Source organism: Thioclava sp. FR2, from assembly GCF_051200875.1.
GTDB lineage: Bacteria > Pseudomonadota > Alphaproteobacteria > Rhodobacterales > Rhodobacteraceae > Pseudotabrizicola.
Genome location: NZ_CP195191.1, coordinates 1,695,230 through 1,716,101, shown reverse-complemented (window position 1 = coordinate 1,716,101; position 20,872 = coordinate 1,695,230). Strand labels below are relative to the sequence as shown.

At 60.4% G+C, this 20,872-nt stretch carries 23 protein-coding genes; 15 read left to right on the top strand and 8 right to left on the bottom strand.

Going from position 1 to position 20,872, the window contains the following annotated elements:
* Window positions 1-5: 5 nt before the first annotated feature.
* From ACSBLW_RS08300 to meaB, 3 genes are all read right to left on the bottom strand, one after another.
* Window positions 6-1,208, bottom strand: a complete 1,203-nt coding sequence (locus ACSBLW_RS08300; protein WP_435259743.1) for an MFS transporter — start codon at window positions 1,206-1,208, stop codon at window positions 6-8.
* A gap of 185 nt (window positions 1,209-1,393) precedes the next feature.
* The gene (locus tag ACSBLW_RS08295; RefSeq protein WP_435259742.1) at window positions 1,394-1,609 is read right to left on the bottom strand and encodes a DUF1127 domain-containing protein; all 216 of its coding nucleotides are present in this window, start codon (window positions 1,607-1,609) and stop codon (window positions 1,394-1,396) included.
* A gap of 229 nt (window positions 1,610-1,838) precedes the next feature.
* The gene (meaB, locus tag ACSBLW_RS08290; RefSeq protein WP_435259741.1) at window positions 1,839-2,813 is read right to left on the bottom strand and encodes a methylmalonyl Co-A mutase-associated GTPase MeaB; all 975 of its coding nucleotides are present in this window, start codon (window positions 2,811-2,813) and stop codon (window positions 1,839-1,841) included.
* Window positions 2,814-2,947: 134 nt separating this feature from the next.
* On the opposite strand from meaB, the gene ACSBLW_RS08285 reads away from it, so the two are divergent.
* The 6 genes from ACSBLW_RS08285 (at window position 2,948) to ACSBLW_RS08260 (ending at window position 8,333) form a co-directional block, all read left to right on the top strand.
* On the top strand, window positions 2,948-3,688 hold the full coding sequence (locus tag ACSBLW_RS08285; protein WP_435259740.1) for a DUF3108 domain-containing protein: 741 nt from the start codon (window positions 2,948-2,950) through the stop codon (window positions 3,686-3,688).
* 121 nt (window positions 3,689-3,809) lie between these two features.
* Window positions 3,810-6,218 carry an ATP-dependent helicase HrpB gene (gene hrpB / locus ACSBLW_RS08280; RefSeq protein WP_435259739.1) on the top strand — a complete coding sequence of 803 codons (2,409 nt, stop codon included), beginning with the start codon at window positions 3,810-3,812 and terminating at the stop codon, window positions 6,216-6,218.
* Between the two features lie 160 nt (window positions 6,219-6,378).
* Window positions 6,379-6,666 carry a 50S ribosomal protein L28 gene (rpmB, locus tag ACSBLW_RS08275; protein ID WP_435259738.1) on the top strand — a complete coding sequence of 96 codons (288 nt, stop codon included), beginning with the start codon at window positions 6,379-6,381 and terminating at the stop codon, window positions 6,664-6,666.
* A gap of 110 nt (window positions 6,667-6,776) precedes the next feature.
* Entirely contained in the window at window positions 6,777-7,121 is a 345-nt protein-coding gene (locus tag ACSBLW_RS08270) for a DUF2946 family protein (RefSeq protein ID WP_435259737.1), read from the top strand.
* 42 nt (window positions 7,122-7,163) lie between these two features.
* Window positions 7,164-7,667 carry a copper chaperone PCu(A)C gene (locus tag ACSBLW_RS08265; protein WP_435259736.1) on the top strand — a complete coding sequence of 168 codons (504 nt, stop codon included), beginning with the start codon at window positions 7,164-7,166 and terminating at the stop codon, window positions 7,665-7,667.
* A 117-nt stretch (window positions 7,668-7,784) separates the two neighbouring features.
* Window positions 7,785-8,333, top strand: a complete 549-nt coding sequence (locus tag ACSBLW_RS08260; RefSeq protein ID WP_435259735.1) for a 2OG-Fe(II) oxygenase — start codon at window positions 7,785-7,787, stop codon at window positions 8,331-8,333.
* Here ACSBLW_RS08260 and ACSBLW_RS08255 read toward each other — a convergent pair.
* The gene (locus ACSBLW_RS08255; protein ID WP_435259734.1) at window positions 8,299-9,006 is read right to left on the bottom strand and encodes an NAD-dependent deacylase; all 708 of its coding nucleotides are present in this window, start codon (window positions 9,004-9,006) and stop codon (window positions 8,299-8,301) included. The two genes, ACSBLW_RS08260 and ACSBLW_RS08255, sit on opposite strands and share 35 nt — an antisense overlap.
* A gap of 29 nt (window positions 9,007-9,035) precedes the next feature.
* Between ACSBLW_RS08255 and ACSBLW_RS08250 the strand changes: the two genes are divergently transcribed.
* The gene (locus ACSBLW_RS08250) at window positions 9,036-9,515 is read left to right on the top strand and encodes a low molecular weight protein-tyrosine-phosphatase (RefSeq protein WP_435259733.1); all 480 of its coding nucleotides are present in this window, start codon (window positions 9,036-9,038) and stop codon (window positions 9,513-9,515) included.
* Here the strand turns inward: ACSBLW_RS08250 and ACSBLW_RS08245 are convergent.
* Both ACSBLW_RS08245 and ACSBLW_RS08240 read right to left on the bottom strand, forming a co-directional pair.
* Window positions 9,500-9,811, bottom strand: a complete 312-nt coding sequence (locus tag ACSBLW_RS08245) for a hypothetical protein (RefSeq protein ID WP_435259732.1) — start codon at window positions 9,809-9,811, stop codon at window positions 9,500-9,502. The two genes, ACSBLW_RS08250 and ACSBLW_RS08245, sit on opposite strands and share 16 nt — an antisense overlap.
* 261 nt (window positions 9,812-10,072) lie before the next feature.
* Window positions 10,073-11,218, bottom strand: coding sequence for a Hint domain-containing protein (locus ACSBLW_RS08240; RefSeq protein WP_435259731.1), 1,146 nt, complete (start codon window positions 11,216-11,218; stop codon window positions 10,073-10,075).
* A 358-nt stretch (window positions 11,219-11,576) separates the two neighbouring features.
* Here ACSBLW_RS08240 and lepA point away from each other — a divergent pair, with 358 nt between their 5' ends.
* The 4 genes from lepA to parA all read left to right on the top strand — a co-directional run bounded on the left by lepA (window position 11,577) and on the right by parA (window position 15,771).
* Entirely contained in the window at window positions 11,577-13,376 is a 1,800-nt protein-coding gene (lepA, locus tag ACSBLW_RS08235) for a translation elongation factor 4 (RefSeq protein WP_435259730.1), read from the top strand.
* Window positions 13,377-13,580: 204 nt separating this feature from the next.
* Window positions 13,581-14,444, top strand: a complete 864-nt coding sequence (locus ACSBLW_RS08230) for a hypothetical protein (RefSeq protein ID WP_435259729.1) — start codon at window positions 13,581-13,583, stop codon at window positions 14,442-14,444.
* A 245-nt stretch (window positions 14,445-14,689) separates the two neighbouring features.
* Window positions 14,690-14,926 (top strand): hypothetical protein, encoded by a 237-nt coding sequence (locus ACSBLW_RS08225; RefSeq protein ID WP_435259728.1) that lies wholly within the window; start codon window positions 14,690-14,692, stop codon window positions 14,924-14,926.
* Between the two features lie 215 nt (window positions 14,927-15,141).
* A complete protein-coding gene (gene parA, locus ACSBLW_RS08220; RefSeq protein ID WP_435259727.1) occupies window positions 15,142-15,771 on the top strand; it encodes a ParA family partition ATPase in 630 nt (209 codons plus the stop codon).
* Here parA and ACSBLW_RS08215 read toward each other — a convergent pair.
* Window positions 15,759-15,950: a hypothetical protein gene (locus ACSBLW_RS08215; protein WP_435259726.1), complete on the bottom strand. Its 192-nt coding sequence runs from the start codon at window positions 15,948-15,950 to the stop codon at window positions 15,759-15,761. The genes parA and ACSBLW_RS08215 overlap by 13 nt on opposite strands.
* Before the next feature lie 43 nt (window positions 15,951-15,993).
* Between ACSBLW_RS08215 and ACSBLW_RS08210 the strand changes: the two genes are divergently transcribed.
* A complete protein-coding gene (locus tag ACSBLW_RS08210; protein ID WP_435259725.1) occupies window positions 15,994-16,311 on the top strand; it encodes an antibiotic biosynthesis monooxygenase family protein in 318 nt (105 codons plus the stop codon).
* A 28-nt stretch (window positions 16,312-16,339) separates the two neighbouring features.
* The gene (locus tag ACSBLW_RS08205) at window positions 16,340-16,933 is read left to right on the top strand and encodes an NYN domain-containing protein (protein WP_435259724.1); all 594 of its coding nucleotides are present in this window, start codon (window positions 16,340-16,342) and stop codon (window positions 16,931-16,933) included.
* On the opposite strand, the gene uvrB is transcribed toward ACSBLW_RS08205, so the two are convergent.
* On the bottom strand, window positions 16,930-19,113 hold the full coding sequence (gene uvrB / locus ACSBLW_RS08200) for an excinuclease ABC subunit UvrB (RefSeq protein WP_435259723.1): 2,184 nt from the start codon (window positions 19,111-19,113) through the stop codon (window positions 16,930-16,932). The genes ACSBLW_RS08205 and uvrB overlap by 4 nt on opposite strands.
* Window positions 19,114-19,287: 174 nt before the next feature.
* On the opposite strand from uvrB, the gene ACSBLW_RS08195 reads away from it, so the two are divergent.
* Window positions 19,288-20,151: a class I SAM-dependent methyltransferase gene (locus ACSBLW_RS08195; protein ID WP_435259722.1), complete on the top strand. Its 864-nt coding sequence runs from the start codon at window positions 19,288-19,290 to the stop codon at window positions 20,149-20,151.
* A 231-nt stretch (window positions 20,152-20,382) separates the two neighbouring features.
* Window positions 20,383-20,694 (top strand): ETC complex I subunit, encoded by a 312-nt coding sequence (locus ACSBLW_RS08190; protein WP_435259721.1) that lies wholly within the window; start codon window positions 20,383-20,385, stop codon window positions 20,692-20,694.
* The last annotated feature ends 178 nt before the right edge of the window (window positions 20,695-20,872 follow it).

The following is a 20,872-nucleotide window of genomic DNA, read 5'->3' as shown; positions in this document are numbered from 1 at the left end:
CGCGCCTAAGCCGCTGGCCGCGCCTCGGCCTCCGGCACAGCATGAACGCCATCTGCCCCAGCCGTGCGCCCTGCCAACAGGGCCACGATGATCAAAAGCAAAGACAGGGCTGCATAGGTCAGACGGAACCCAATCGCTTCGGCCACGAAACCGATCGAGGCCGGGGCCACGAGGATGCCCATATAGCCGACCATCGTGACGGCGGAAATTGCCGTTCCTGACGACAAGCCGGGATAGTTTCCGGCAGCCGAAAACATGATCGGCACCATATTGGCCACGCCCAGACCCGAGGCCGCAAAGCAGATCACGGCGATCATATCGGTCGGCGCGACCGACGCGCCCAAAAGCCCGGCTGCTGCCAAAAGCCCGGACACCCGCAAGGTGCGGACCGCGCCAAAGCGGTTTCGCACGGAATCTCCGGCAAAGCGCATGATCGCCATCGCCCCGGCAAAGAAAGCAAATGCCAGACCAGAGCGGAACACATCAGACCCCAATTCCTTTTGCAGATAAAGCGCCGCCCAATCGAGCACAGCCCCTTCGGGCACCATCGAGAACAGCGCCATGACGCCCAAAAGCCAAAGGCCGGGTGCGCGGGGCAACAATCGCTGTTTCGGCGCACCTTCGGTCACGGTGGACACAGCCCGATCGGCAGGCTCTCCGCGCAGGAACGGCATCGCCGCCAATACGATCACCGCCGAGAAAAGAGCGACAAGCAGGGCTTGCGTCTCTGAGCCCCAATGAAGGATCACCCAGGATCCCAAAGACCCACCGACAAAACCGCCAAGGCTCCAGAACCCGTGCGAGGACGACATGATAGCGCGCCCCAAACGCCGCTCGACCTCAACCGCGTTGGCGTTCATCGACACATCCATGCAACCGGTCAGGGCCCCCAACAGCGCCATCGACGGCGCCAGAACCGCAAGGGACGGTGAAAAGACAACCAGCGGCAGGGCCACGGCGATCGACAGCGCGAAAGCCCGCAAAACCGGAATGGAACCAAAGCGCGCAATCAAGCGTCCCGCAAACAGCATGGCGCCAACGGCCCCGATGCCAAGAACAAGGATCAGCAGACCCAGCGTGAATTCGGTGATCTGGTGGCGGGGCAACAGAAGCGGAATTTGCGGCGCCCATGCCCCCATGACAAATCCATTGGCGGCAAACATCGCGGCGACGGCCCAACGGCCGCGTCTTGCTTCAGTCAAAGTCATAACTGCCCTCACAAATCTAGGGCGAGCTATAGCGCTGTTGGTGTTAGCGCAAAAGTCCCGGCAGGCCAGTGGGCGATCACGCTTTGCTACCGACCTGAAAAAGAAAAAACGGCGCCGGGGGGAGGACCCAGCGCCGTCGTTAGTTCCGACTTCAGGGAGGAGGAGGAAGCCGGAAAACCAGTGCCTTACTTGCCGTAGGCTGCCTCGCGGGCAATATCTTCGATTTGGACGCGGGCCAGATTGATGTCGGCCAGATCGCGGTCGCTCATGGCCCGCAGTTCTTGCACCGTCTTGACATAGACAGCACGACGCTCGCGCGCTTCGTTCCACTTGGCCAGAACGTCGCCCATCCATCCGGTCACATTGATGCCAGCGGCGCGGTCAGAGTTCACATATGCCATTTTCATTTCCTCATCGTTTCGGATCGGTCCGGGCGGCCTTTCCGCCTTTTCCGTTGGTATGAAGATGGGTCTGCTGCGGCGCAGCATCAACCCCGGAAAACGCCAAAGCTGCCATGCGCCAGGCGCATGGCTAATGGCAGGATTTCACGCTTTCGTGCGCTATTTAAGAAAGAACCTGCCATAATTTCGTCATAAAAGGCATAGCTGCGCCGCAGCAACAGGCCCGGGTTCAGCGCCCAAGCAGGGCCAGCATCTCGGCCGCGGCTGCTTCGGGAGAGATGTCTCCCTGCGCTACCCGCTCACCCAAGGCTGCCATGGAACCCTTCGCAGGTTCGCGGGTCAGGGCTGCCAGCAAGCCTTGTCGCACTTCCTCGGCAAACCAGTGCTTGGCTTGCGCCGAACGGCGGCTTTCCCAGTGGCCATTGTCGCGCCGCCATTGCGCCAAGAACTGCATTTCCGTCCAGGCTTCGGCCATTCCGGTTTCTTCCGTGGCTGACACCATCATCGCCTTGGGAAAGCCCTCTGGGTCTTGCGGTCGGCGGCGCAGCAGACGCAAGGCCCCGGCGTAATCTGCACAGGTGCGGGTCGCCGTGGATTTCAGCGCCCCATCGGCCTTGTTCACGAGAATCATGTCGGCCATTTCCATGATGCCGCGCTTGACCCCCTGCAATTCGTCGCCGCCTGCCGGGGCCAGCAGCAACAGGAACAGGTCGCAGATTTCGGCCACTACGGTTTCCGATTGGCCAACCCCTACGGTTTCGATCAGCACCACATCAAATCCCGCGGCTTCGCACAGGGCAACCGCCTCACGCGTGCGGCGCGCAACGCCACCCATCTGCGCCTGACTGGGCGACGGCCGGATAAAGGCGGCAGGTTCCCGGCTCAGTCGCTCCATCCGCGTCTTGTCACCCAAGATCGACCCGCCCGACCGGGCAGAAGAAGGATCAACCGCCAGCACGGCCACGCGCAGGCCCTCGGCCAGAAGGCGCATGCCAAAGGCTTCGATGAAGGTTGATTTCCCAACACCCGGCGTGCCGGAAAGGCCGATGCGAAGGGCTTGGCGTCCTGCCGCACGCGCTTCGGCAACCAATTCAACGGCTTTGGCGCGATGATCGGCCCGGGCACTTTCGACCAGGGTGATGGCGCGGGCCAGTGACCGACGGTCCCCCGCAATGACGCCCTGTGCCAGTTCTTTCGCGTCCATGCCCGAATGCACTCCGTCTTGCCGAGCGGCTGGCCCGAAGGGCTCGCCTTGTGGTCAGTTGCCCCTACATGACCTATAAGACGTCTCAAGGCCAGATGGTCCCCCTTTGCCATATGTCGCAGGAAGCAGTGAAGATGCGTATGTTCTCCGGATTTTTTCCCATGCTGCTGGTGGCCGCACTGGCAACGGCTGTGCCCAAGGGGCCGGCATTGGCGGATGGAACGGAAACCTATCGGTTCACGGCCTCTGTCCTTGGCGTGACAGCGGGGAAGATGAGTATGGCCGTCAATCGTAAGGGAACGTCCTATGCCGTGACCGGCAACACCAGTTCGGCGGGGATGGGGGGGCTGTTCCGGTCCTTCTCCGTCACCAGCAAGGTGCGAGGAACCGAAATCGACGGCCAGTTCCGCCCGGAACGCTATCAGTCCACGTCTGAAGGCGAACGGACCGGACGCGGGGCGGAGATGGTTTACAAGGGCGGCGTACCGGAAATCCTGTCGCTTGCGGCAGAGGAACGCCCTGGCGCTCCGGTTCTTGATCCCGCAAAACAGGCTGGAACGGTAGACCCGCTGTCGATGACCTATGCTTTGTTGCGCGACACCGACCGGGATCAGGCCTGCACGCTGAACCTGAAGATTTTTGACGGGCACCGCCTGTCGCAAGTCACAGTGGGCCAGCCAAAACCCGATGGCGAGGGGCTGATCTGCACCGGACTCTACCGGCGGCTTGACGGTTATCCCGCCGAAGACATCGCCGAGCGTCAGGATTTTCCCTTTACCATCGCCTATGCGCCGGGGCCGGAGGGGCAATTGCAGGTGACCGAGATCGTGCTGGACAGCCTTTTTGGCGTGGCCCGTCTGTCGCGGATGGAGTGACCCCTGAACCCGCTCCCCATTTCCCGCCCCCCGACCGTCGGCCCCAACCACCCACCCGCCGCCGATCGGGGGGCTTGCCTTTGGTCTTGAACCCTTTCGGTCTTGGGCCTAACCCCGGCACATGACGCAAGTTCTGCCCATTGATGAGGTGATCCCGGACCTGCAAGCGGCCTTGGCCCGTGCGGGACAGGCAGTGTTGCAGGCCCCACCGGGCGCTGGCAAGACTACCCGCGTGCCCTTGGCGCTGATGGCGCAGACCAAGGGCCGCATCCTGATGCTGGAACCCCGCCGCCTTGCCGCCCGAGCCGCCGCCGAGCGGATGGCGGAAACCTTGGGGGAAGCCGTCGGGCAAACCGTGGGCTATCGCATCCGCGGCGAGGCCAAGGTCTCGCGCCAGACCCGGATCGAAGTGGTGACAGAGGGCATCCTGACCCGGATGATCCAGTCGGACCCCGAGCTTCCCGGCGTCGGGCTGGTCATTTTCGACGAATTCCACGAACGCAGCCTGAATGCCGATCTGGGGCTTGCGCTTTGTCTGGAAATCCGGGGCGCCTTGCGCGATGATCTTGCCCTTCTGGTGATGTCGGCCACCTTGGATGCTGCACCCGTTGCCGCCCTGATGGGCGGGGCCCCGATGATTACCTCGGAAGGGCGGGCCTTCCCGGTGGAAACGCGCTGGCTTCCACGGCCCTTCGATGCCTCCTTGCGGTTTGAGGCGGCGGTGGCGGCGACTGTTCGGCAGGCGGTCGCGGAAACCAGCGGCGGGGTGCTGGTGTTTCTGCCCGGCGAGGGCGAAATCCGGCGGGTCGAAGGCCTTTTGTCAGATCTGAAAGACTGCACAGTTCGTCCACTTTTCGGCGCGATGGATTTTGCCGCGCAGCGGGCCGCTCTTGCCCCATCGGATCAGCGCAAGATCATGCTGGCCACTTCGATTGCCGAAACCTCGCTGACCATTCCCGACATCCGGGTCGTGGTTGATGCGGGCCGCTCGCGTCGCGCCCGTTTTGACGCGCCTTCGGGCATGTCGCGGCTGGTCACCGAACGAGTCACAAAGGCCGAGGCCGAACAGCGCCGGGGCCGCGCAGGCCGGGTGGCCGAAGGCACTTGCTACCGGATGTGGACCAAGGGGGAAGAGGGCGGGATGCAGCCCTTTCCTCCCGCCGAAATCGAAGCCGCCGATCTGACCGGCCTTGCGCTGGAACTGGCACTTTGGGGCGCATCGGACTTGCCCTTTCTGACCCCGCCGCATTCCGGTGTGCTGGCCGAGGCGCGCGCTCTGCTGGTGGGCCTGGGGGCTTTGGACGACCGGGGCGGGATAACCCCGCATGGGCGCGAACTCGCCGCGCTGCCCCTGCATCCGCGTCTCGCGCATATGCTGCTTGTTGCGGGGCCAAAGGCCGCGCCCTTGGCCGCGCTTTTGGCCGAGCGGGACCCGCTGCGCGGCGCGCCGCCCGATCTGCTCTTGCGGCTCAAGGCCGTCGACCGACCGGGGCCAGAGGCGCATCGCCCAACCATCGAACGCATCAGGGCCGAGGCAAAGCGGCTAAGCAGGCAGGTCAAGACGGCCCAGAAACCCGACCTTTCGCCCGCGCAGATGGCAGCGCTCGCCTATCCCGACCGCATCGGTATGCGCCGCGCAGGTGACGCTCCGCGCTGGGTGCTGTCAGGGGGCAAGGGCGCGGCCATGGCTGCGGGTCTGCCGCTTTCGGGGGCAAAGCTGATTGTCGCCACCGATCTGGACGGCGATTTGCGCGAAGCGCAGGTGCGGCAGGCCGTGGCGATCACAGAGTCTGAGGTCAGGGAGCTTTTCGCCGACCGCATCCAATGGGAAGAGGTCTGTGACTGGTCGCGCCGCGATGGTCGTGTGCTCACCCGCAAACAGGAACGTCTGGGCGCGGTGGTTCTGGCCGACCGCCCTTGGCCCGACGCCCCGCCCGAGGCGGTGGCGCGCGCAGCGCTCGCCGGCCTCGCGCAAATCGGCCTGCCTTGGACAGCTTCTGCCGCGCGCCTCCGCGCCCGCATCCGGCTGGTTGCAGGTGAGGACTGGCCCGATATGTCAGACGCATCCTTGCTCGCCACCGCCGAGGATTGGCTTTTGCCGCATCTGACCGGCAAGCGCACCGAATCTGACCTGAAATCGCTGGACCTGACCGAGCCATTGCGTGGCTTTTTGACATGGGAACAGACGCAGGAGCTTGACCGCCTTGCCCCTGCCCATTTCGAAACCCCACTTGGACGCAAGATCCCCATCGACTATGACGGCGACCACCCCGCCATCGCCCTTCGCTTGCAAGAGATGTTCGGCGTCACGCGCCATCCGACTGTGGGTCAACAGCGCCTGCCGCTGCGAATCACATTGCTTTCGCCCGCACAGCGCCCGGTTCAGGTGACGCTTGACCTGCCCGGCTTCTGGGCCAGCTCTTATGCCGATGTTCGCAAGGACATGCGCGGCCAATATCCCCGTCATCCTTGGCCAGAAGACCCAACCGAGGCTGATCCGACGCTCAGGGCAAAGCCGCGAGGAACCTGAGGCTCCGGCAAATTTTCCACAGGCCGGGGGGTGAATCGCTTGACGAGGGCGGCGCATACGCGTAAACGCAGCCATCGAATTCGGGGCCGCGCCTTTGGGGCGGGGTTCTTTCTGTTTACCTCTGCGCCTGACCCGGCGTTCACTTTGAAGGATCACGACGATGTCGCGCGTCTGCGAACTGACGGGCAAGGGCCCGATGTCTGGCAACACGATCAGCCACGCAAACAACAAAACCCGCCGCCGCTTCCTGCCGAACCTGAACGAAGTCACCTTGGCTTCGGACGTGCTCGGACAGTCGTTCAAGCTGCGTATTTCGGCTGCTGCTCTGCGCTCGGTCGACCACCGTGGCGGTCTGGACGCTTACCTTGCCAAGGCCAAGGATGCTGAGCTTTCGGCAGCCGCTCTGAAGATCAAGAAAGACATCGCCAAGGCTCAGGCAGCCGCCTGATCTGGTTTGATCCATCGGATCAAGGCCCCGTGGGTATTTCCCGCGGGGCCTTTTCGCTTGCGCGCTTTCGTCCCCTTTCCCTTGTTCAAAGAAGCGCGTAATCCATCGCCATGATCCGTTTGCTGTCCGCCATCCTGATGTCTTTGGCGCTGGGGCTTGCCTCGGTGTCGATGGCGGTTGCCCGGGCGGAATCACAAGGGGTGATCGTCCTGACCATCTGTTCCGACGAAGGGACAGAAACCGTCACGCTGGATGCGGCGGGCAATCCTGTCTCGTCCTCGCACCATCATTGCCCCGATTGCCTCGTTGGCTTGACGCTGGGCGATCTGCCTTCTGCCCCGCTGGGCAACCGACCCGGCACGCGGACCGAACGCCTGCACTTGCCTGAGTCCGCTCAGGCGGCGCTTGTCCTGACACAAACCCCGCAGGCGCGGGGGCCTCCGTCCTTGATCTGATTGCTCTCACCACACAGATCACTCAATAAAAGGACGTCCTCCGTGACCCGTTTCTTCCCCCTTTTCGCTGCCCTCGCAGCCAGCCTGACCCTGTCTTCGCCGCTTGCCGCCCAGGATCACCCGGCTGGCCTGCACATCATGGACCCCTATGCCCGCGCTGCGGGCGTCGGCAAATCCGGTGCGGTTTTCATGGCCATTCACAACAACATAGATCAGGATGACCGCCTGATCGACGTCCGCGCTGACGTGGCAAAGCGTGTTGAACTTCACACCCACAAGGACATGGGCGATGGCGTCATGAAGATGATGCACGTTCCCGAAGGCTTTGCCGTGCCGGCTGGCGAAATGCATGAACTGGCGCGGGGCGGCGATCACGTCATGTTGATGGGCCTGACCGCTGACCTGAAGAATGGCGATACCTTCCCCCTGACGCTCATCTTTGAAAAGGCCGGAGAGATCGTGGTCGATGTGCCCGTCGATAACGACCGCAAGCCCGAGGCGGGCATGCAAATGCAGCACAATCACGGTATGCAAAGCGGCGGCTGATCCCGCTGCTCACATCCGCGTTCACGGCCAAATCTGGCCTCTGGCGGCGGCAAATTCTTTGCACTAATCAGCAGGGCGCGGACGACTGAGTCCGTGCCCTTTTCCATTGGTTTTTCCATGCGGACCCAGCACTTCGCGCCGGATGCCTTCTCCCCTGATGAATGTGACCAGATCACCGCGCTTGCCCGTGATGCCACCCGAGACGCCGGGCTGGTTGGTGGCCAGACCGCGCATTCTATCCGCCGCGCAGATATCTGCTGGCTGGACGATGTGCCGGGCGCGGACTGGGTGCTTGACCGCATGATGCGGATTGTGGCCGAAGCGAACCGCGAAAGCTTTGGCTATGACCTGACCGATTTCGGGGAAAGTCCGCAGGTTGCCCGCTATGGGGCCGAGCGTGAAGGCCATTTCGATTGGCATTCCGACATCGGCGCGGGCGCTTGGGCTGCCAAGCGCAAGCTGACCATCGTGGTGCAGCTGTCTGACCCCACCGATTACGACGGCGGTGCACTGGAACTGCGCCCGAACAGCAATATCACCTCGGCCCCCCGTCAGCGCGGCCTTGCGACGATCTTCCCCAGCTTTGTGTTGCACCGCGTAACCCCCGTCACGGCGGGCGAGCGTTGGTCGCTTACGCTCTGGTCTCACGGCCCGGCGTTTCGCTAAGCATCGCGTCAACCCAGTCAGCAATCACCTTGCTGGCGGGGCCGGTCAGGATGCGGTCAAACGGCCCACCCGACGGTTCCAAGTTGATTTCCAGAGTCTCGGCCCCGTTCTGTGCGGCTTCAGCGACAAAGCCCGCGGCGGGGTAAACCGTGCCGGATGTGCCAATGGCCACGAACAGATCGGCCTGCGCCAAGGCGTCGAAAATCCGTTCCATCTGATAGGGCATCTCGCCAAACCAGACGATATCTGGTCGGGCACGGCCATCACAGGTGGGGCAGGGGGTCTCGGGCTGCATCTCCCGTGGGGCGGGCCAGCGCGCCCCGCAATCCGCGCACAATGCGCCGCTTAATTGGCCATGCATGTGGATCACATCGGTAGATCCTGCCTGTTCATGCAGATCGTCCACATTCTGCGTGATCAGAACGACCTCGCCTTGATAATCACGTTGCAACCGCGCCAAGGCCCGATGCGCCGCATTGGCCTCGGCGCCGGCCGCATTGGCCCGCCGTGCATTGTAAAACCGGTGAACAAGCCCCGGATTGTGAAAAAAGCCTTCCGGTGTCGCCACTTCGCTCAGATCATATTTGGTCCAAAGCCCGTCTTTGTCGCGAAAGGTGCCCAAACCGCTTTCCGCCGAAATTCCGGCCCCGGTCAGAACGACGATGGTTCCCATTCCTGCCTCCGCGTGGCATCACTTGCACCATGTCCAAAGCTATTCTCTTTGTCTGTCTCGGCAATATTTGCCGCTCTCCCACGGCCGAGGCCGTCTTGCGCCGCCTTGCAGAACAGGCAGGCCTGCCCTTGACGATCGACAGCGCCGGAACTGGCAACTGGCATGTCGGTGAGCCGCCCCATCCGCCGATGATCAAGGCCGCAAAGGCGCGCGGTTATGATCTGTCGCCCTTGCGCGCACGTCAAATCAACCCTGAGGATTTCCAAAGGTTTGACCGTATTTTCGTGATGGATGATCGGAATTTGCGCGATGTTATGGCCCTGCGCCAATCTCATCGCCTTTCCGAAACGGCCACTTGGCCCGAAAGGTTGCTGGATCTTGTGCCGGAACTTGGCCTGACCGAAGTGCCAGACCCTTATTATTCCGGCGCCTTTGACCAGACCATCAGCCTCTGCGAGACGGCCTGCCGCCGTCTCATCACAGACCTACAGGGTCACGAGGCGCAATAAGCCTCGGCCTGTTCGCCAAAGGCCTTGTAGCGGTCCCAAAAGGCGTCATCGGATTTCGATTTCGACATCTTGACCTTCTGGGCGCGGTCCGGGTCACGGAAGAAACCAGCCGCTTTGCGCTGGTCGGCGCCCCGCAGGGTCATGTCCGCAACCTGTTGAATACAGCCGCAAAGCTGGCGGTTTGCTCCCTTGCGGTCCGACCGCAGACAGGCGCTTTCAATCGGGCCCGCAAAACTGGGCGCTGCAATGGCAAAAACAAACGTGGCCGAAAGGGCCAGGGTGTGGAAGGACTTCATCGATCTGCCTCATTGCCTGTGACGGGGTTTCCCTCCGCCGCTGGTCGTTTTTCTGGCATCTATTGTGCCGATTCGAAGAACAAATTTCAATCCGGCCCCGCTTTTCGGCGGGCTTTTGCCGCAGGTCGGGCGGTTATGGTGGTCAAGATCGATGCAGCCACTAGCCCTTGTTGGGATTTGCGTGACGGGACTGTAACAATTGGCTGATTGAGCACTGAAAAGTCCCGCCCGACTCGCTTGTCGGGCAGGGGGGCGGCGCGCTTAGGCGGCCACCAATTCAACCGCGTTTTTCAGGTGCCGTTCCGCCATGGTCCGGCCTTGCCGACCCTTTACAAAGGGGCGTGCCGGACGCAGGCGGAAACTGTCCAACTGCATCAGGTCCGGAAACAGCGCGAAAATTTCCTCCGAGGCGCGAACGCCAATCGACCGCAGCGCCATCGGGCCGGGATAAAGACTTTCGCTTGGTGCCCCTTCGGCAAAGATGACCTCGTGATGATCGAACATCAGATGCACATAGGTAACGTCCTGTGCCGGGGCGATGCTGATGCCGGGCAGTCCCACCAGATGAACCGCCGAAACCAGAACCTCGGTCGTTTCGAACATCCGCTCCGCGATCCGCGATCGGATCAGCATCCGGTGTTGGGGCGAGACCATCAAAGGGCGGCTCGGCAAGCCCGCCCCCAATGCACCGGGCGCGATCAGAATCGGCCGCAAGGTTTCATTTTGGCTCAGGGCCGCCAGCGGAAGACTTTGCCGCCCGATCCACCGAATGCGCTGCATGCCGTGGTCAGCCGTCCGAACCATGGTCCCCACGGTCAGGTCCACGGCGCGCACCATCCCATTCTCGGTTTCAATCAGCGTCTCACCGGTGAAACAGGGAATCTGAATGTCAAAGATGCTCGGGTTGAACGAGATCGAGGCATTCAACACCGTGTTGTTGGGAAAGGGCGTGGCGGTCAGGATCTGCACGCTTTGCAGCGCGTCGATCCCATTCCAGGCCGAAACGAAATTCGCATTCGGTCGCAGGAACATATCCCCATTCGACATCTGCACGATGGTGGCCACCTGCGTCGACGTGGTGCCATCGGGCAGGGTCAGCAGCACATCGGCGCGAAAGGTGGTTTGGACTGTCAGGTTGGTCACGACACCCGTCGTAGAAGGACTGTCAAAACTGAACTGGCTGACAAACCCGCCAACCGCGTTGAAGGGCGCGGTAAAGACAGCAACGCCCGACGAGGTCGTCGTGGTTCCCGTCACCGCCACCGGAGCAATCTGCGCCCGGCCCGTGGCGGTATAGCCCACCATCCCGGCCTCAGTCAGCTGTGTCTGGGTGACGTTCGTTGTCGCTGTGCTGTCGATGATCGGAATATTCCCAATCCACAGCCAATTGACCGTACTGGTCGGCATCTTGCACTCCCCCACTCATTAACCCGCTGGCAGGCGGGGCCGAACTGGCAAGAAATCAGGTGGGGGATGCCGCTGCGGCTGTCAATTCGTGGCAAAATTGGGGCAAAAGCGTGAACGTTTCGGGGTAATTCCCAACCGAAAGTTTAATGCTTTGAAAATAAATAACTAAATTGAAATACTCGGTGAAATTTCCAGCCCAAACCTGAGCGATTTGCAGAATCTTTCCCCCCTTTTTCCGCACCCGCCCGAACTGCGGCGAAGCTGAATTGTGCCTCTCGGCCCCAACATCGGTCCTTGCCGAGGGACTCACGCACAGAACCCCTTTCCGGCCCCTGTTTTACAAGCTATATGCGCGCCCATGACCCAGCTTGATCGCATCCGCAATTTCTCCATCGTGGCCCATATCGACCACGGCAAATCCACGCTCGCTGACCGGCTCATCCAGATGACCGGGACGGTGGCCGAACGGGACATGAAGGCCCAGCTTCTCGACTCGATGGATATCGAGCGTGAGCGTGGCATCACGATCAAGGCCAACACGGTGCGGATCGAATATCCGGCGAAGGATGGCAACAAATACATCCTGAACCTGATCGACACCCCCGGCCACGTCGACTTCGCCTACGAGGTCAGCCGCTCGATGCGCGCCGTCGAAGGCTCGCTACTGGTGGTGGATGCGTCCCAGGGGGTCGAGGCGCAGACATTGGCCAACGTCTATCAGGCGATCGACGCAGGGCACGAAATCGTGCCCGTTCTGAACAAGATCGACCTTCCGGCGGCGGAACCGGATCGGGTCAAGGAAAACATCGAAGACGTGATCGGCATCGACGCCTCTCAGGCGATCCCGATTTCGGCCAAGACCGGTCTTGGCATTCCCGATGTTCTGGAAGCGATCGTCACCCGTCTGCCCGCGCCCAAGGGCGACCGCGAAGCGCCGCTGAAGGCGATGCTGGTCGACTCGTGGTATGACAGCTACCTTGGCGTTGTCGTCATGATCCGCGTCATCGACGGTGTGATCCGCAAGGGCGACCGCATCAAGATGATGCAAACCGGTGCCGTCTATGGCGTCGACAAACTTGCCGTCCTGAAACCGCAGATGGTCGACATTGCGGAACTCGGCCCCGGCGAAATCGGCATCTGGACCGGCTCCATCAAGCAGGTCCGCGACACCCGCGTCGGCGACACCATCACCCATGAAAAGCGCGGCTGCGACAAGCCGCTGCCGGGCTTCAAACCCGCGCAACCCGTCGTGTTCTGCGGCCTTTTCCCGGTCGATGCCAATGATTTCGAGGCGCTGCGCGATGCCATCGAAAAGCTCGCCCTGAACGACGCCAGCTTCTCCTATGAGATGGAAACCTCGGCCGCCCTTGGCTTTGGTTTCCGCATGGGCTTCCTTGGCCTTCTGCACCTCGAAGTCGTGCGCGACCGTCTGGAGCGTGAATATGACCTCGACCTGATCACCACCGCGCCCTCGGTTGTGTTCAAGCTGCATATGAAAGACGGCGAGGTGCGCGAGCTGCACAACCCCGCCGACATGCCCGACCTGACCTATGTCGACCATATCGAAGAGCCACGCATCAAGGCCACGATCATGGTGCCCGACGAATATCTGGGCGATGTGCTGAAGCTGTGCCAGGACCGCCGCGGCATTCAGCTGAACCTCACCTATGCCGGCGCCCGCGCCATGGTCGAATATGACCTGCCGCTGGCCGAGGTGGTGTTCGACTTCTACGACCGTCTGAAATCGGTGACCAAGGGCTATGCCTCTTTCGATTACCAGATTTCAGAATATCGCGAAGACAACATGGTCAAGATGTCGATCCTTGTGAACGACGAACCGGTGGATGCGCTGTCGATCATGGTGCACCGTGACCGCGCCGAAAGCCGTGGCCGCGCCATGGTGGAAAAGCTGAAAGACCTGATCCCCCGGCACATGTTCAAAATCCCGATTCAGGCCGCTATCGGGGGCCGCGTCATCGCCCGCGAAACGCTTTCCGCCATGCGCAAGGACGTGACCGCCAAGTGCTACGGCGGCGACGCCACCCGTAAGCGCAAACTGCTGGAAAAGCAGAAGGCCGGTAAGAAGAAGATGCGCCAGTTCGGCAAAGTCGAAATCCCGCAGGAAGCGTTTATTAGTGCGCTCAAAATGGACAGCTAAGGCTGTCCGTTTTGAGGCGCAGGTGGGCGAAAGAGATTGGCGTAGCCAATCGCGTGCCCACACGGTTGGGATTGAGCGAGATTGTAGTTTGTTAAGAAGGAAACAGCGCAGTCACAGGCTGAATTAGTCTTTGACTCGTCACTGTGTCGATTCTACCCTTGGCTGAGGATTTGGATTATCGTTTTTCCTTAGCGGATATCTTTGATGGTGACTGACGCTTTAGACGTGGAAGTTGAAAACCCACCAGTAGTTCTTACTCTTGTTTTAAACAACTCAGAGCCCATCGAACTTTCCGCATTCGTGGGAGCATTCACTTCACTGGCGACGGAATACCGTAAGAGTGTGAGGGGAAACGACGATCTCGAAAATGAGGCAACAATTTATGTCAAAGAGGTCAGATCCGGCTCAATAATTGCTGATCTTATTCCCGTAGTGGCCCCAGCACTGCCAATAATAGCTAGCCATACCGAGCAAGTTGGACATGCTATCGACTTCGTATTGAAATGGGCAGATCGAATTACGAAACTTCGAGATGGTGTTATTCCTAGTGGATTTACTCGATCTGACTTGAAGACGTTCACTGATGCAACGGTTGCAATCGCAAACGATCGCAATGCATCAGCAAGACTAGAGGCCGCGACTTTCGAAGACGGTCGGCGCCAAGTTCGTGCCGCATTCATATTCACGACTCCTGAAGCTCAGTCCGTTGCCAAAACCATTGACGCTGAGTATCGCCGCCTTGAAGCTCAAGCTGATCGAGCCGTTGAGCGAACTCTAATGATTTTCACTCGATCAGACGTGAATGATGCGCCGACAGACAAGAGAAGTGGTGAGCGCGTACTTATTTCAGAGGTAACGGATAAAGAATTACCATTGATATATGCATCTGGACTGTCCGAGCAACGTATTAAGCACGTAATCCGTGAAGCTGATGAAAACATATTTAAGAAGGGCTTTGTTGTTGATGTCCTGGTTTTGCACAGAGGAAGTCGGCCTATTGCCTACAAGCTAACTGATGTTCATGACGTCATTGATATTGATGACGATGACGGGCACGAGACTTCATGAATCGTTATTAGTTTACTTCCTACTCCCCGCCTCCCGGTCGCAATCCGAACCCCCTTCACCCGTGCGGTAGCACGGGCAGCGCCCGCAGGCCCCCACGGCGGGCGCTTCGCTTCCCGCCTCGGTCGGGCGCTGCCCTCCGCGCCTTTGGCGCAGGTCATGCTTCCGTTACTCGCCGCAACACCAATCCATGCTACACTTCCTCTCAGGGGCAGGATTTCACGCCCCGTTTCACAGGGAGATTACCCATGCACCGCCACTTGCTTGCTGCCGCCTTCGCCCTCTTTGCGGCCCCGGCTTTCGCCTTCCACTGCCCCGCCGACATGGCCGCGATTGACGCGGCGCTGCCCAACGCCAGCCTGTCCGAGGCCGATCTGGCTAAGGTCAAGGAACTCCGCGCCAAGGGCGAAGAACTGCACGCCGCGGGCGATCATCAAGGCTCGGTCGATGCCTTGGCCGAGGCGATGAAACTGCTCGGCATTTAACCGTAGGTCGCGCTTCAGCCCGACTCAGACGCCAAGGGCGCGGGCCAAACCGCGCCCTTTTGCTGTGGTTTCGCTGTGCCCACGGAAACACCACGGCCTGCACACGGAAAAACCACGCCATGAACACGGGGTCACACCGCCCATTTGTCGCGGATTCCACCCTGTTCGCGGGGGGCGAATCGGCCTATGCTGCATCGCGGCAAAAGGGGGCTCTCATGGGCAAGGTCATCACGGTTGCACAGCAAAAAGGCGGGTCAGGCAAGACCACGCTGGCGATCAACCTCGCGGTGGAATTTGCGCGTCAGGGGCTGAAAATCGCCCTTCTCGACACTGATCCGCAGGGCAGCCTTGGCCGCTGGTTCATGACCCGGCGCGAGGCGCTTGGCGACCCCGGTCTGGACCTCTCGACCGCAAGCGCCTGGGGGGTCAGCTATGAATGTGAAAAGCTGCGCAAAACCAATGACTTGGTGATTGTCGACACGCCCCCGAAAGTGGATGCCGACCTGCGCCCCGCGCTGCGCGAGGCCGATCTGGTGCTGATCCCTGTCGCCACCTCTCAGGTCGATCTCTGGGCCACCGATGGGGTGCTGGATCTGGTTGCCCGCGAACGGCGCAAACCCATCGTTGTTCTGAACCGGGTCAAGCCCAACACCAACCTCGCACGCGAGGTTGCTGCATCTGCAAAAGAACTCGCCGCCGTGGCCGAGTCCAGCTTTGGCCAACGCGTTGTTTATGCAGAAACTTTGGGTCGCGGTTTGGGGGTGGTCGAGGCCGGAAAATCCGCCGCCTCAGCCGAAGTTCAAGCCCTAGCCGCCGAGGTCGCAAACCTGCTTCAAGAAGCCTGATCGGGGCCTTTCACGATCAACGTGTAATAGGCGTAAACCCCTGCTGCGCCAAAGATAATTCCCCAAAAGGGCTGCTGCATCCAGAACTCAAACGCGCCCCAGGCCATCGGGGCCAGCGCGGTCACCCAGCGTACCCAGACCTTGCGAAAGAACGGATGGTTCGGATCAAGGAATTTCATGGCGGTCCCAACTGTGGCATCATGGTTCTGGGAGGTACCTGAAATGCCAAAGATTTCCAACGACTTTCACGGCCAAACTGTCATCACCACCTTCGAGCTGACCCCAGCCACAGCCGATGATCTGATGGAGGCGCTGCAAGCCGCCTTTTCAGAAGTGATCCGCAACCAACCGGGTTTCATTTCGGCGGCGCTGCACATTAACGATGCGCGAACCCGCATCTGCAACTATTCGCAATGGGAAAGCCGGGGCCACTATCAGGCCATGCTCCGCAGCCCCGAAATGCGCGAACGAAACCGCCACATCAACACGCTTTGCAAAGGCTTCGAACCCGTGATGTATGAGGTGGCGGGGGCAATTTAGGCCCCGACCCTTAGTTTGAGATTTTCAGATGCTTCCTTCGCTCGTGCTATTTGCCCTTTCCTTCTCTGCCCTCATCGTCACGACTGTTCTTAAAGATTTTCAGGATTTACAGATGCTTGCGGCGTCAATGCTGGCCGCAAGCCTGTATCTTCTGCTGCAAGAATGGTGGCGGGGCCGCAAAGCGGGGCGCCTACGTCAGGATGTCATCATAGACGGGTCGAATGTCATGCACTGGCTGGACGAGAGGCCCCAGTTGCAGCCACTTCTCGATGTGATTGCCTATCTCAAGGGGAAGGGTTTTCGCGTCGGGGTGGTGTTTGATGCGAACGCAGGCTGGAAACTTTGGGATCAGTACCGCGGTGACCATTATTTCGCTCAAAGGCTTGGGCTTGCGGACCAACAGGTTCTCGTCGTGGCCAAAGGTCAACCGGCAGATCCGGTCATTCTGGCCGCCGCGCGGGAAAACGGGGCGCAGATTATTACCAATGACCGGTATCGCGATTGGGTGGAACAGTACCCGGAAATAGCAGCGCCCGGCCACCTCGTCCGTGGGGGCTATCGGAAGGGACAACTTTGGCTGGATGAACGTGCCATGGCTCCGCGCTCCATCGCCGCCAATTAACGTCGCCGCCGTTTGTTCCCGCCGCGTTGTCCGGCCCGCCCGGCCGTGCTGCGGCCCGACATTTTCTGAGCCTCTTCAACGGCTTCTTCGATCACCGACTGCCGCGCAAGCGGGTCGTCGGCCACGGTCAATTCCACCGCTTCCAACCGCTTCACCTCATCGCGCAGGCGGGCGGCTTCCTCGAATTCAAGGTTCTCGGCGGCCTTGCGCATCTGCGCCCGCAGAGCATCCAGATGGGCGGCAAGGTTCTGACCGACATTCGCCTTTTCCACTTTGGCGGTGACGCGCGACATATCCGTATCGCCTTGCCACAGGCCCGCCAGCACGTCCTCGACGTTCTTCTTCACCGTTTGCGGGGTGATGCCGTGTTCTTCGTTATAGGCAATCTGCTTGGCGCGGCGTCGGTTGGTTTCGGCAAGCGCACGCTCCATGCTGCCGGTGATCCGGTCGGCATACATGATCACGCGGCCCTCGGCGTTTCGCGCGGCGCGGCCAATCGTCTGGATCAGTGAGGTTTCAGACCGCAGGAACCCTTCTTTATCGGCGTCCAGAATGGCCACCAGCCCGCATTCCGGAATGTCCAACCCTTCGCGCAACAGGTTGATGCCCACCAGCACATCAAACGCGCCCAGACGTAAATCCCGAAGGATTTCAATGCGTTCAATGGTGTCGATGTCGGAATGCATATAGCGGATGCGGATGCCCTGCTCGTGGAAATATTCGGTCAGGTCTTCGGCCATGCGCTTGGTCAGCGTGGTGACCAGCACCCGCAACCCTTGGGCCGCGACTTTGCGAATTTCGTCCAGCAGGTCATCCACCTGCATCTCAACAGGTCGGATTTCCACCACCGGATCCAACAGGCCCGTCGGGCGGATCACCTGTTCGGCGAAAACGCCGCCAGCCTGCTCCATCTCCCACGCCGCGGGGGTGGCAGAGACGAAGATGGATTGGGGCCGCATCGCATCCCATTCCTCGAACTTCAGCGGGCGGTTGTCCATACAAGAGGGCAGGCGGAACCCGTGTTCCGCCAGCGTGAACTTGCGCCGATAGTCGCCCCGGTACATGCCGCCGATCTGCGGCACCGAAACGTGGGATTCATCTGCAAAAACAATGGCGTTGTCCGGGATGAATTCGAACAGCGTCGGCGGCGGTTCCCCCGGTGCGCGGCCCGTCAGATAGCGGGAATAGTTTTCGATCCCGTTGCAGACGCCGGTTGCCTCCAGCATTTCCAGATCGAAATTCGTCCGCTGCTCCAGCCGTTGGGCTTCCAGCAGCTTGCCTTCATTCACCAACTGATCCAGTCGCTGCCGCAGCTCTTTCTTGATGCCGTTGATCGCCTGCTGCATCGTCGGGCGCGGCGTTACATAGTGGCTGTTGGCGTAAATACGGATCTGATTGAAACTGTCGGTCTTTGTCCCCGTCAAAGGGTCGATTTCCAGAATGGATTCAAGCTCTTCGCCAAAGAACGAAAACCGCCAGGCGCGGTCTTCAAGGTGGGCTGGCCAAACTTCCACCACATCGCCCCGCACCCGGAATGACCCGCGCTGAAAGCCTTGTTCATTGCGGCGGTATTGCTGCGCCACCAGTTCGGCAATGACTTTGCGCATGTCATACATCTGGCCAGCAATAAGGTCTTGCGTCATCGCCGAATAGGTCTCGACCGAGCCGATACCGTAGATGCACGAAACCGAGGCGACGATGATCACATCGTCCCGCTCCAACAGCGCACGGGTGGCCGAGTGGCGCATCCGGTCGATCTGCTCGTTGATCTGGCTTTCCTTCTCGATATAGGTGTCAGACCGCGGCACATAGGCTTCGGGCTGGTAATAATCGTAATAGGAAACGAAATATTCGACCGCGTTGTCGGGGAAGAACCCTTTGAATTCGCCGTATAATTGCGCGGCCAATGTCTTGTTCGGGGCAAGGATGATGGCCGGGCGCTGCGTTTCTTCGATGACCTTGGCCATGGTAAAGGTCTTGCCGGTGCCCGTGGCCCCCAGCAACACTTGATCGTGTTCCCCCGCCATCACCCCTGCCGACAATTCGGCAATCGCCGTTGGCTGGTCGCCCGCCGGTTTGAACGGTGTGTGCAGGACAAACCGCTTGCCACCTTCCAGCTTTTCGCGGGCGGGCATGACGCGGCTTACATCCGGCAAATGGTCGGGGGCATTGTTATGCATGGCGCTTCCTCGGGCAGGGGAGGAGATTTGATCTGTTTTTGTTCTAATGCAAGGGTTCTGAAACCAAAAGTGTCATGCACAGGCGCTGTTGCGCCGGAACACCTTTGAAAAGACAAATCGGGCCCAAGGCCGCAGCCGATTGCCCGGCATCAACGAATGGCATAAGCCGAACCTATGGGAGAAAAGATCGACTCAAAGGCCATTGGCCTCGACACCGGGGTTGCGCTGATCACTTGGTTGACGGGCGCAGAAAATCTTCATTACGGGCTGTGGGACGGGCTGGAGGTCGCCGCCGGCAATCTGCGTCAGGCGCAGGATGCCTATACGGCAAAGCTGTTCAGCCACCTTCCGCGAATGCCGCTGCGTATCCTCGATATCGGGGGCGGGGCTGGGATCACCGCCGCAAAACTGATCGCTCTTGGTCATCAGGTCGACATCGTCGTGCCCTCATCCTATCTGGCAGGGCGTTGCCGCGAAAACGCCCCCCAAGCCACGGTACATGAATGCCTATTCGAAGATTTCAAAGGCACGGGCCCCTATGATCTGTGCCTTTTTTCCGAAAGTTTTCAATATATTCCACTGAAAGAAAGCCTGCCGCGCTGCCTGTCGCTGTTAAGGCCGGGCGGAAAGATCCTGATTGCAGATTGCTTCCGGACCGAGGCCTATAAGGGGCGCAAAGCCGAAGGTCCGCAACCCGGCGGCGGGCATCAGGTCGCGGCCTTCCGCGCCGCTTTGGCCCAGTCGCCGCTGATCGTGCGCCACGAAGAAGACATCACCGACAGCGTGGCCCCCTCGATTGATCTTGAGCAGGGCTTCTTCAACGTCCTTGGTCTTGGCCTATCGCGTACGCAGGACGAAATCCGCCGCAAGAAGCCAAAACTTTATTGGGCCTTGGCCAAGTTGATCTCGGCGATCCTCTCGAAACGTCGGCGGGAAAACCTGGTGCAGAGGCTGACGGCCAATACGCGCACCTCTCACGCCTTTCGCCATTACAACCGCTATCTGATCGTCGTTCTGGAAAAACCGGAAGCCGCGTGATCATTCTGTCGCATCATGCATCTTCGGGTTGAAATATTCGCAAAAGACACGCATGTTGGTTGGGCAAGCAGCAGACTGGTGCTGTCGGTTTCGTCTATCCGCCCCTCCCCAGAAGGGTTCGCAGGCGTAATCGGCAGCACTTTTGTTTTTGGGCCGCGGCCTGCGGCGCCTTCGCGCTTGAACCGGCAACCGCTTTTGGACCATATAGGGGCAAGTATTCCGGAGGATTCCATGCGCGCCCGCATCTACCAGCCTGCCAAAACCGCAATGCAATCTGGCACCGCAAAGACCCGCACTTGGGTTTTGGAATTTGCGCCCGCCACCTCGCGTGAGGTTGATCCGCTGATGGGCTGGACCTCGTCGGATGACACCCAAGCCCAAGTCAAACTGCGCTTCGACAGCGCCGAGGCCGCCGAAGCATATGCCAAGGCCAAAGGCATCGACTATGAAATCGTCCAGCCCAAGGCGCGGAAGCCGATCATCCGTCAGCGCGGCTATGGCGAAAACTTTGCAACCGACCGCCGGGGCGCCTGGACACACTAACCGGCCGCAAGTCGGCAAACCGACCCGCGAAGCATGATGAAAGGTCGCCAAGGGGCGGCCTTTCTATTCCGAAAATGGCGCAGTCAGGCTCGGCTCGTGTAGGGATTTCCCAAAATAAGGCCTTGTAATCGCCTGCGTTTTCACGATGCTAAACCGCAGCTTCAGAGGGATTTGTCGC

Coding starts and splice junctions, on each gene's coding strand:
- ACSBLW_RS08260 (WP_435259735.1), top strand. CDS start 7,785: ATGCGGACCCAGCACTTCGCGCCGGATGCCTTCTCCCCTGATGAATGT.
- parA (WP_435259727.1), top strand. CDS start 15,142: ATGGGCAAGGTCATCACGGTTGCACAGCAAAAAGGCGGGTCAGGCAAG.
- ACSBLW_RS08215 (WP_435259726.1), bottom strand. CDS start 15,950: ATGAAATTCCTTGATCCGAACCATCCGTTCTTTCGCAAGGTCTGGGTA.
- ACSBLW_RS08250 (WP_435259733.1), top strand. CDS start 9,036: ATGTCCAAAGCTATTCTCTTTGTCTGTCTCGGCAATATTTGCCGCTCT.
- ACSBLW_RS08240 (WP_435259731.1), bottom strand. CDS start 11,218: ATGCCGACCAGTACGGTCAATTGGCTGTGGATTGGGAATATTCCGATC.
- ACSBLW_RS08225 (WP_435259728.1), top strand. CDS start 14,690: ATGCACCGCCACTTGCTTGCTGCCGCCTTCGCCCTCTTTGCGGCCCCG.
- ACSBLW_RS08210 (WP_435259725.1), top strand. CDS start 15,994: ATGCCAAAGATTTCCAACGACTTTCACGGCCAAACTGTCATCACCACC.
- ACSBLW_RS08205 (WP_435259724.1), top strand. CDS start 16,340: ATGCTTCCTTCGCTCGTGCTATTTGCCCTTTCCTTCTCTGCCCTCATC.
- ACSBLW_RS08300 (WP_435259743.1), bottom strand. CDS start 1,208: ATGACTTTGACTGAAGCAAGACGCGGCCGTTGGGCCGTCGCCGCGATG.
- ACSBLW_RS08245 (WP_435259732.1), bottom strand. CDS start 9,811: ATGAAGTCCTTCCACACCCTGGCCCTTTCGGCCACGTTTGTTTTTGCC.
- ACSBLW_RS08255 (WP_435259734.1), bottom strand. CDS start 9,006: ATGGGAACCATCGTCGTTCTGACCGGGGCCGGAATTTCGGCGGAAAGC.
- meaB (WP_435259741.1), bottom strand. CDS start 2,813: ATGGACGCGAAAGAACTGGCACAGGGCGTCATTGCGGGGGACCGTCGG.
- uvrB (WP_435259723.1), bottom strand. CDS start 19,113: ATGCATAACAATGCCCCCGACCATTTGCCGGATGTAAGCCGCGTCATG.
- ACSBLW_RS08285 (WP_435259740.1), top strand. CDS start 2,948: ATGCGTATGTTCTCCGGATTTTTTCCCATGCTGCTGGTGGCCGCACTG.
- lepA (WP_435259730.1), top strand. CDS start 11,577: ATGACCCAGCTTGATCGCATCCGCAATTTCTCCATCGTGGCCCATATC.
- rpmB (WP_435259738.1), top strand. CDS start 6,379: ATGTCGCGCGTCTGCGAACTGACGGGCAAGGGCCCGATGTCTGGCAAC.
- ACSBLW_RS08295 (WP_435259742.1), bottom strand. CDS start 1,609: ATGGCATATGTGAACTCTGACCGCGCCGCTGGCATCAATGTGACCGGA.
- ACSBLW_RS08195 (WP_435259722.1), top strand. CDS start 19,288: ATGGGAGAAAAGATCGACTCAAAGGCCATTGGCCTCGACACCGGGGTT.
- ACSBLW_RS08270 (WP_435259737.1), top strand. CDS start 6,777: ATGATCCGTTTGCTGTCCGCCATCCTGATGTCTTTGGCGCTGGGGCTT.
- ACSBLW_RS08190 (WP_435259721.1), top strand. CDS start 20,383: ATGCGCGCCCGCATCTACCAGCCTGCCAAAACCGCAATGCAATCTGGC.
- hrpB (WP_435259739.1), top strand. CDS start 3,810: ATGACGCAAGTTCTGCCCATTGATGAGGTGATCCCGGACCTGCAAGCG.
- ACSBLW_RS08230 (WP_435259729.1), top strand. CDS start 13,581: ATGGTGACTGACGCTTTAGACGTGGAAGTTGAAAACCCACCAGTAGTT.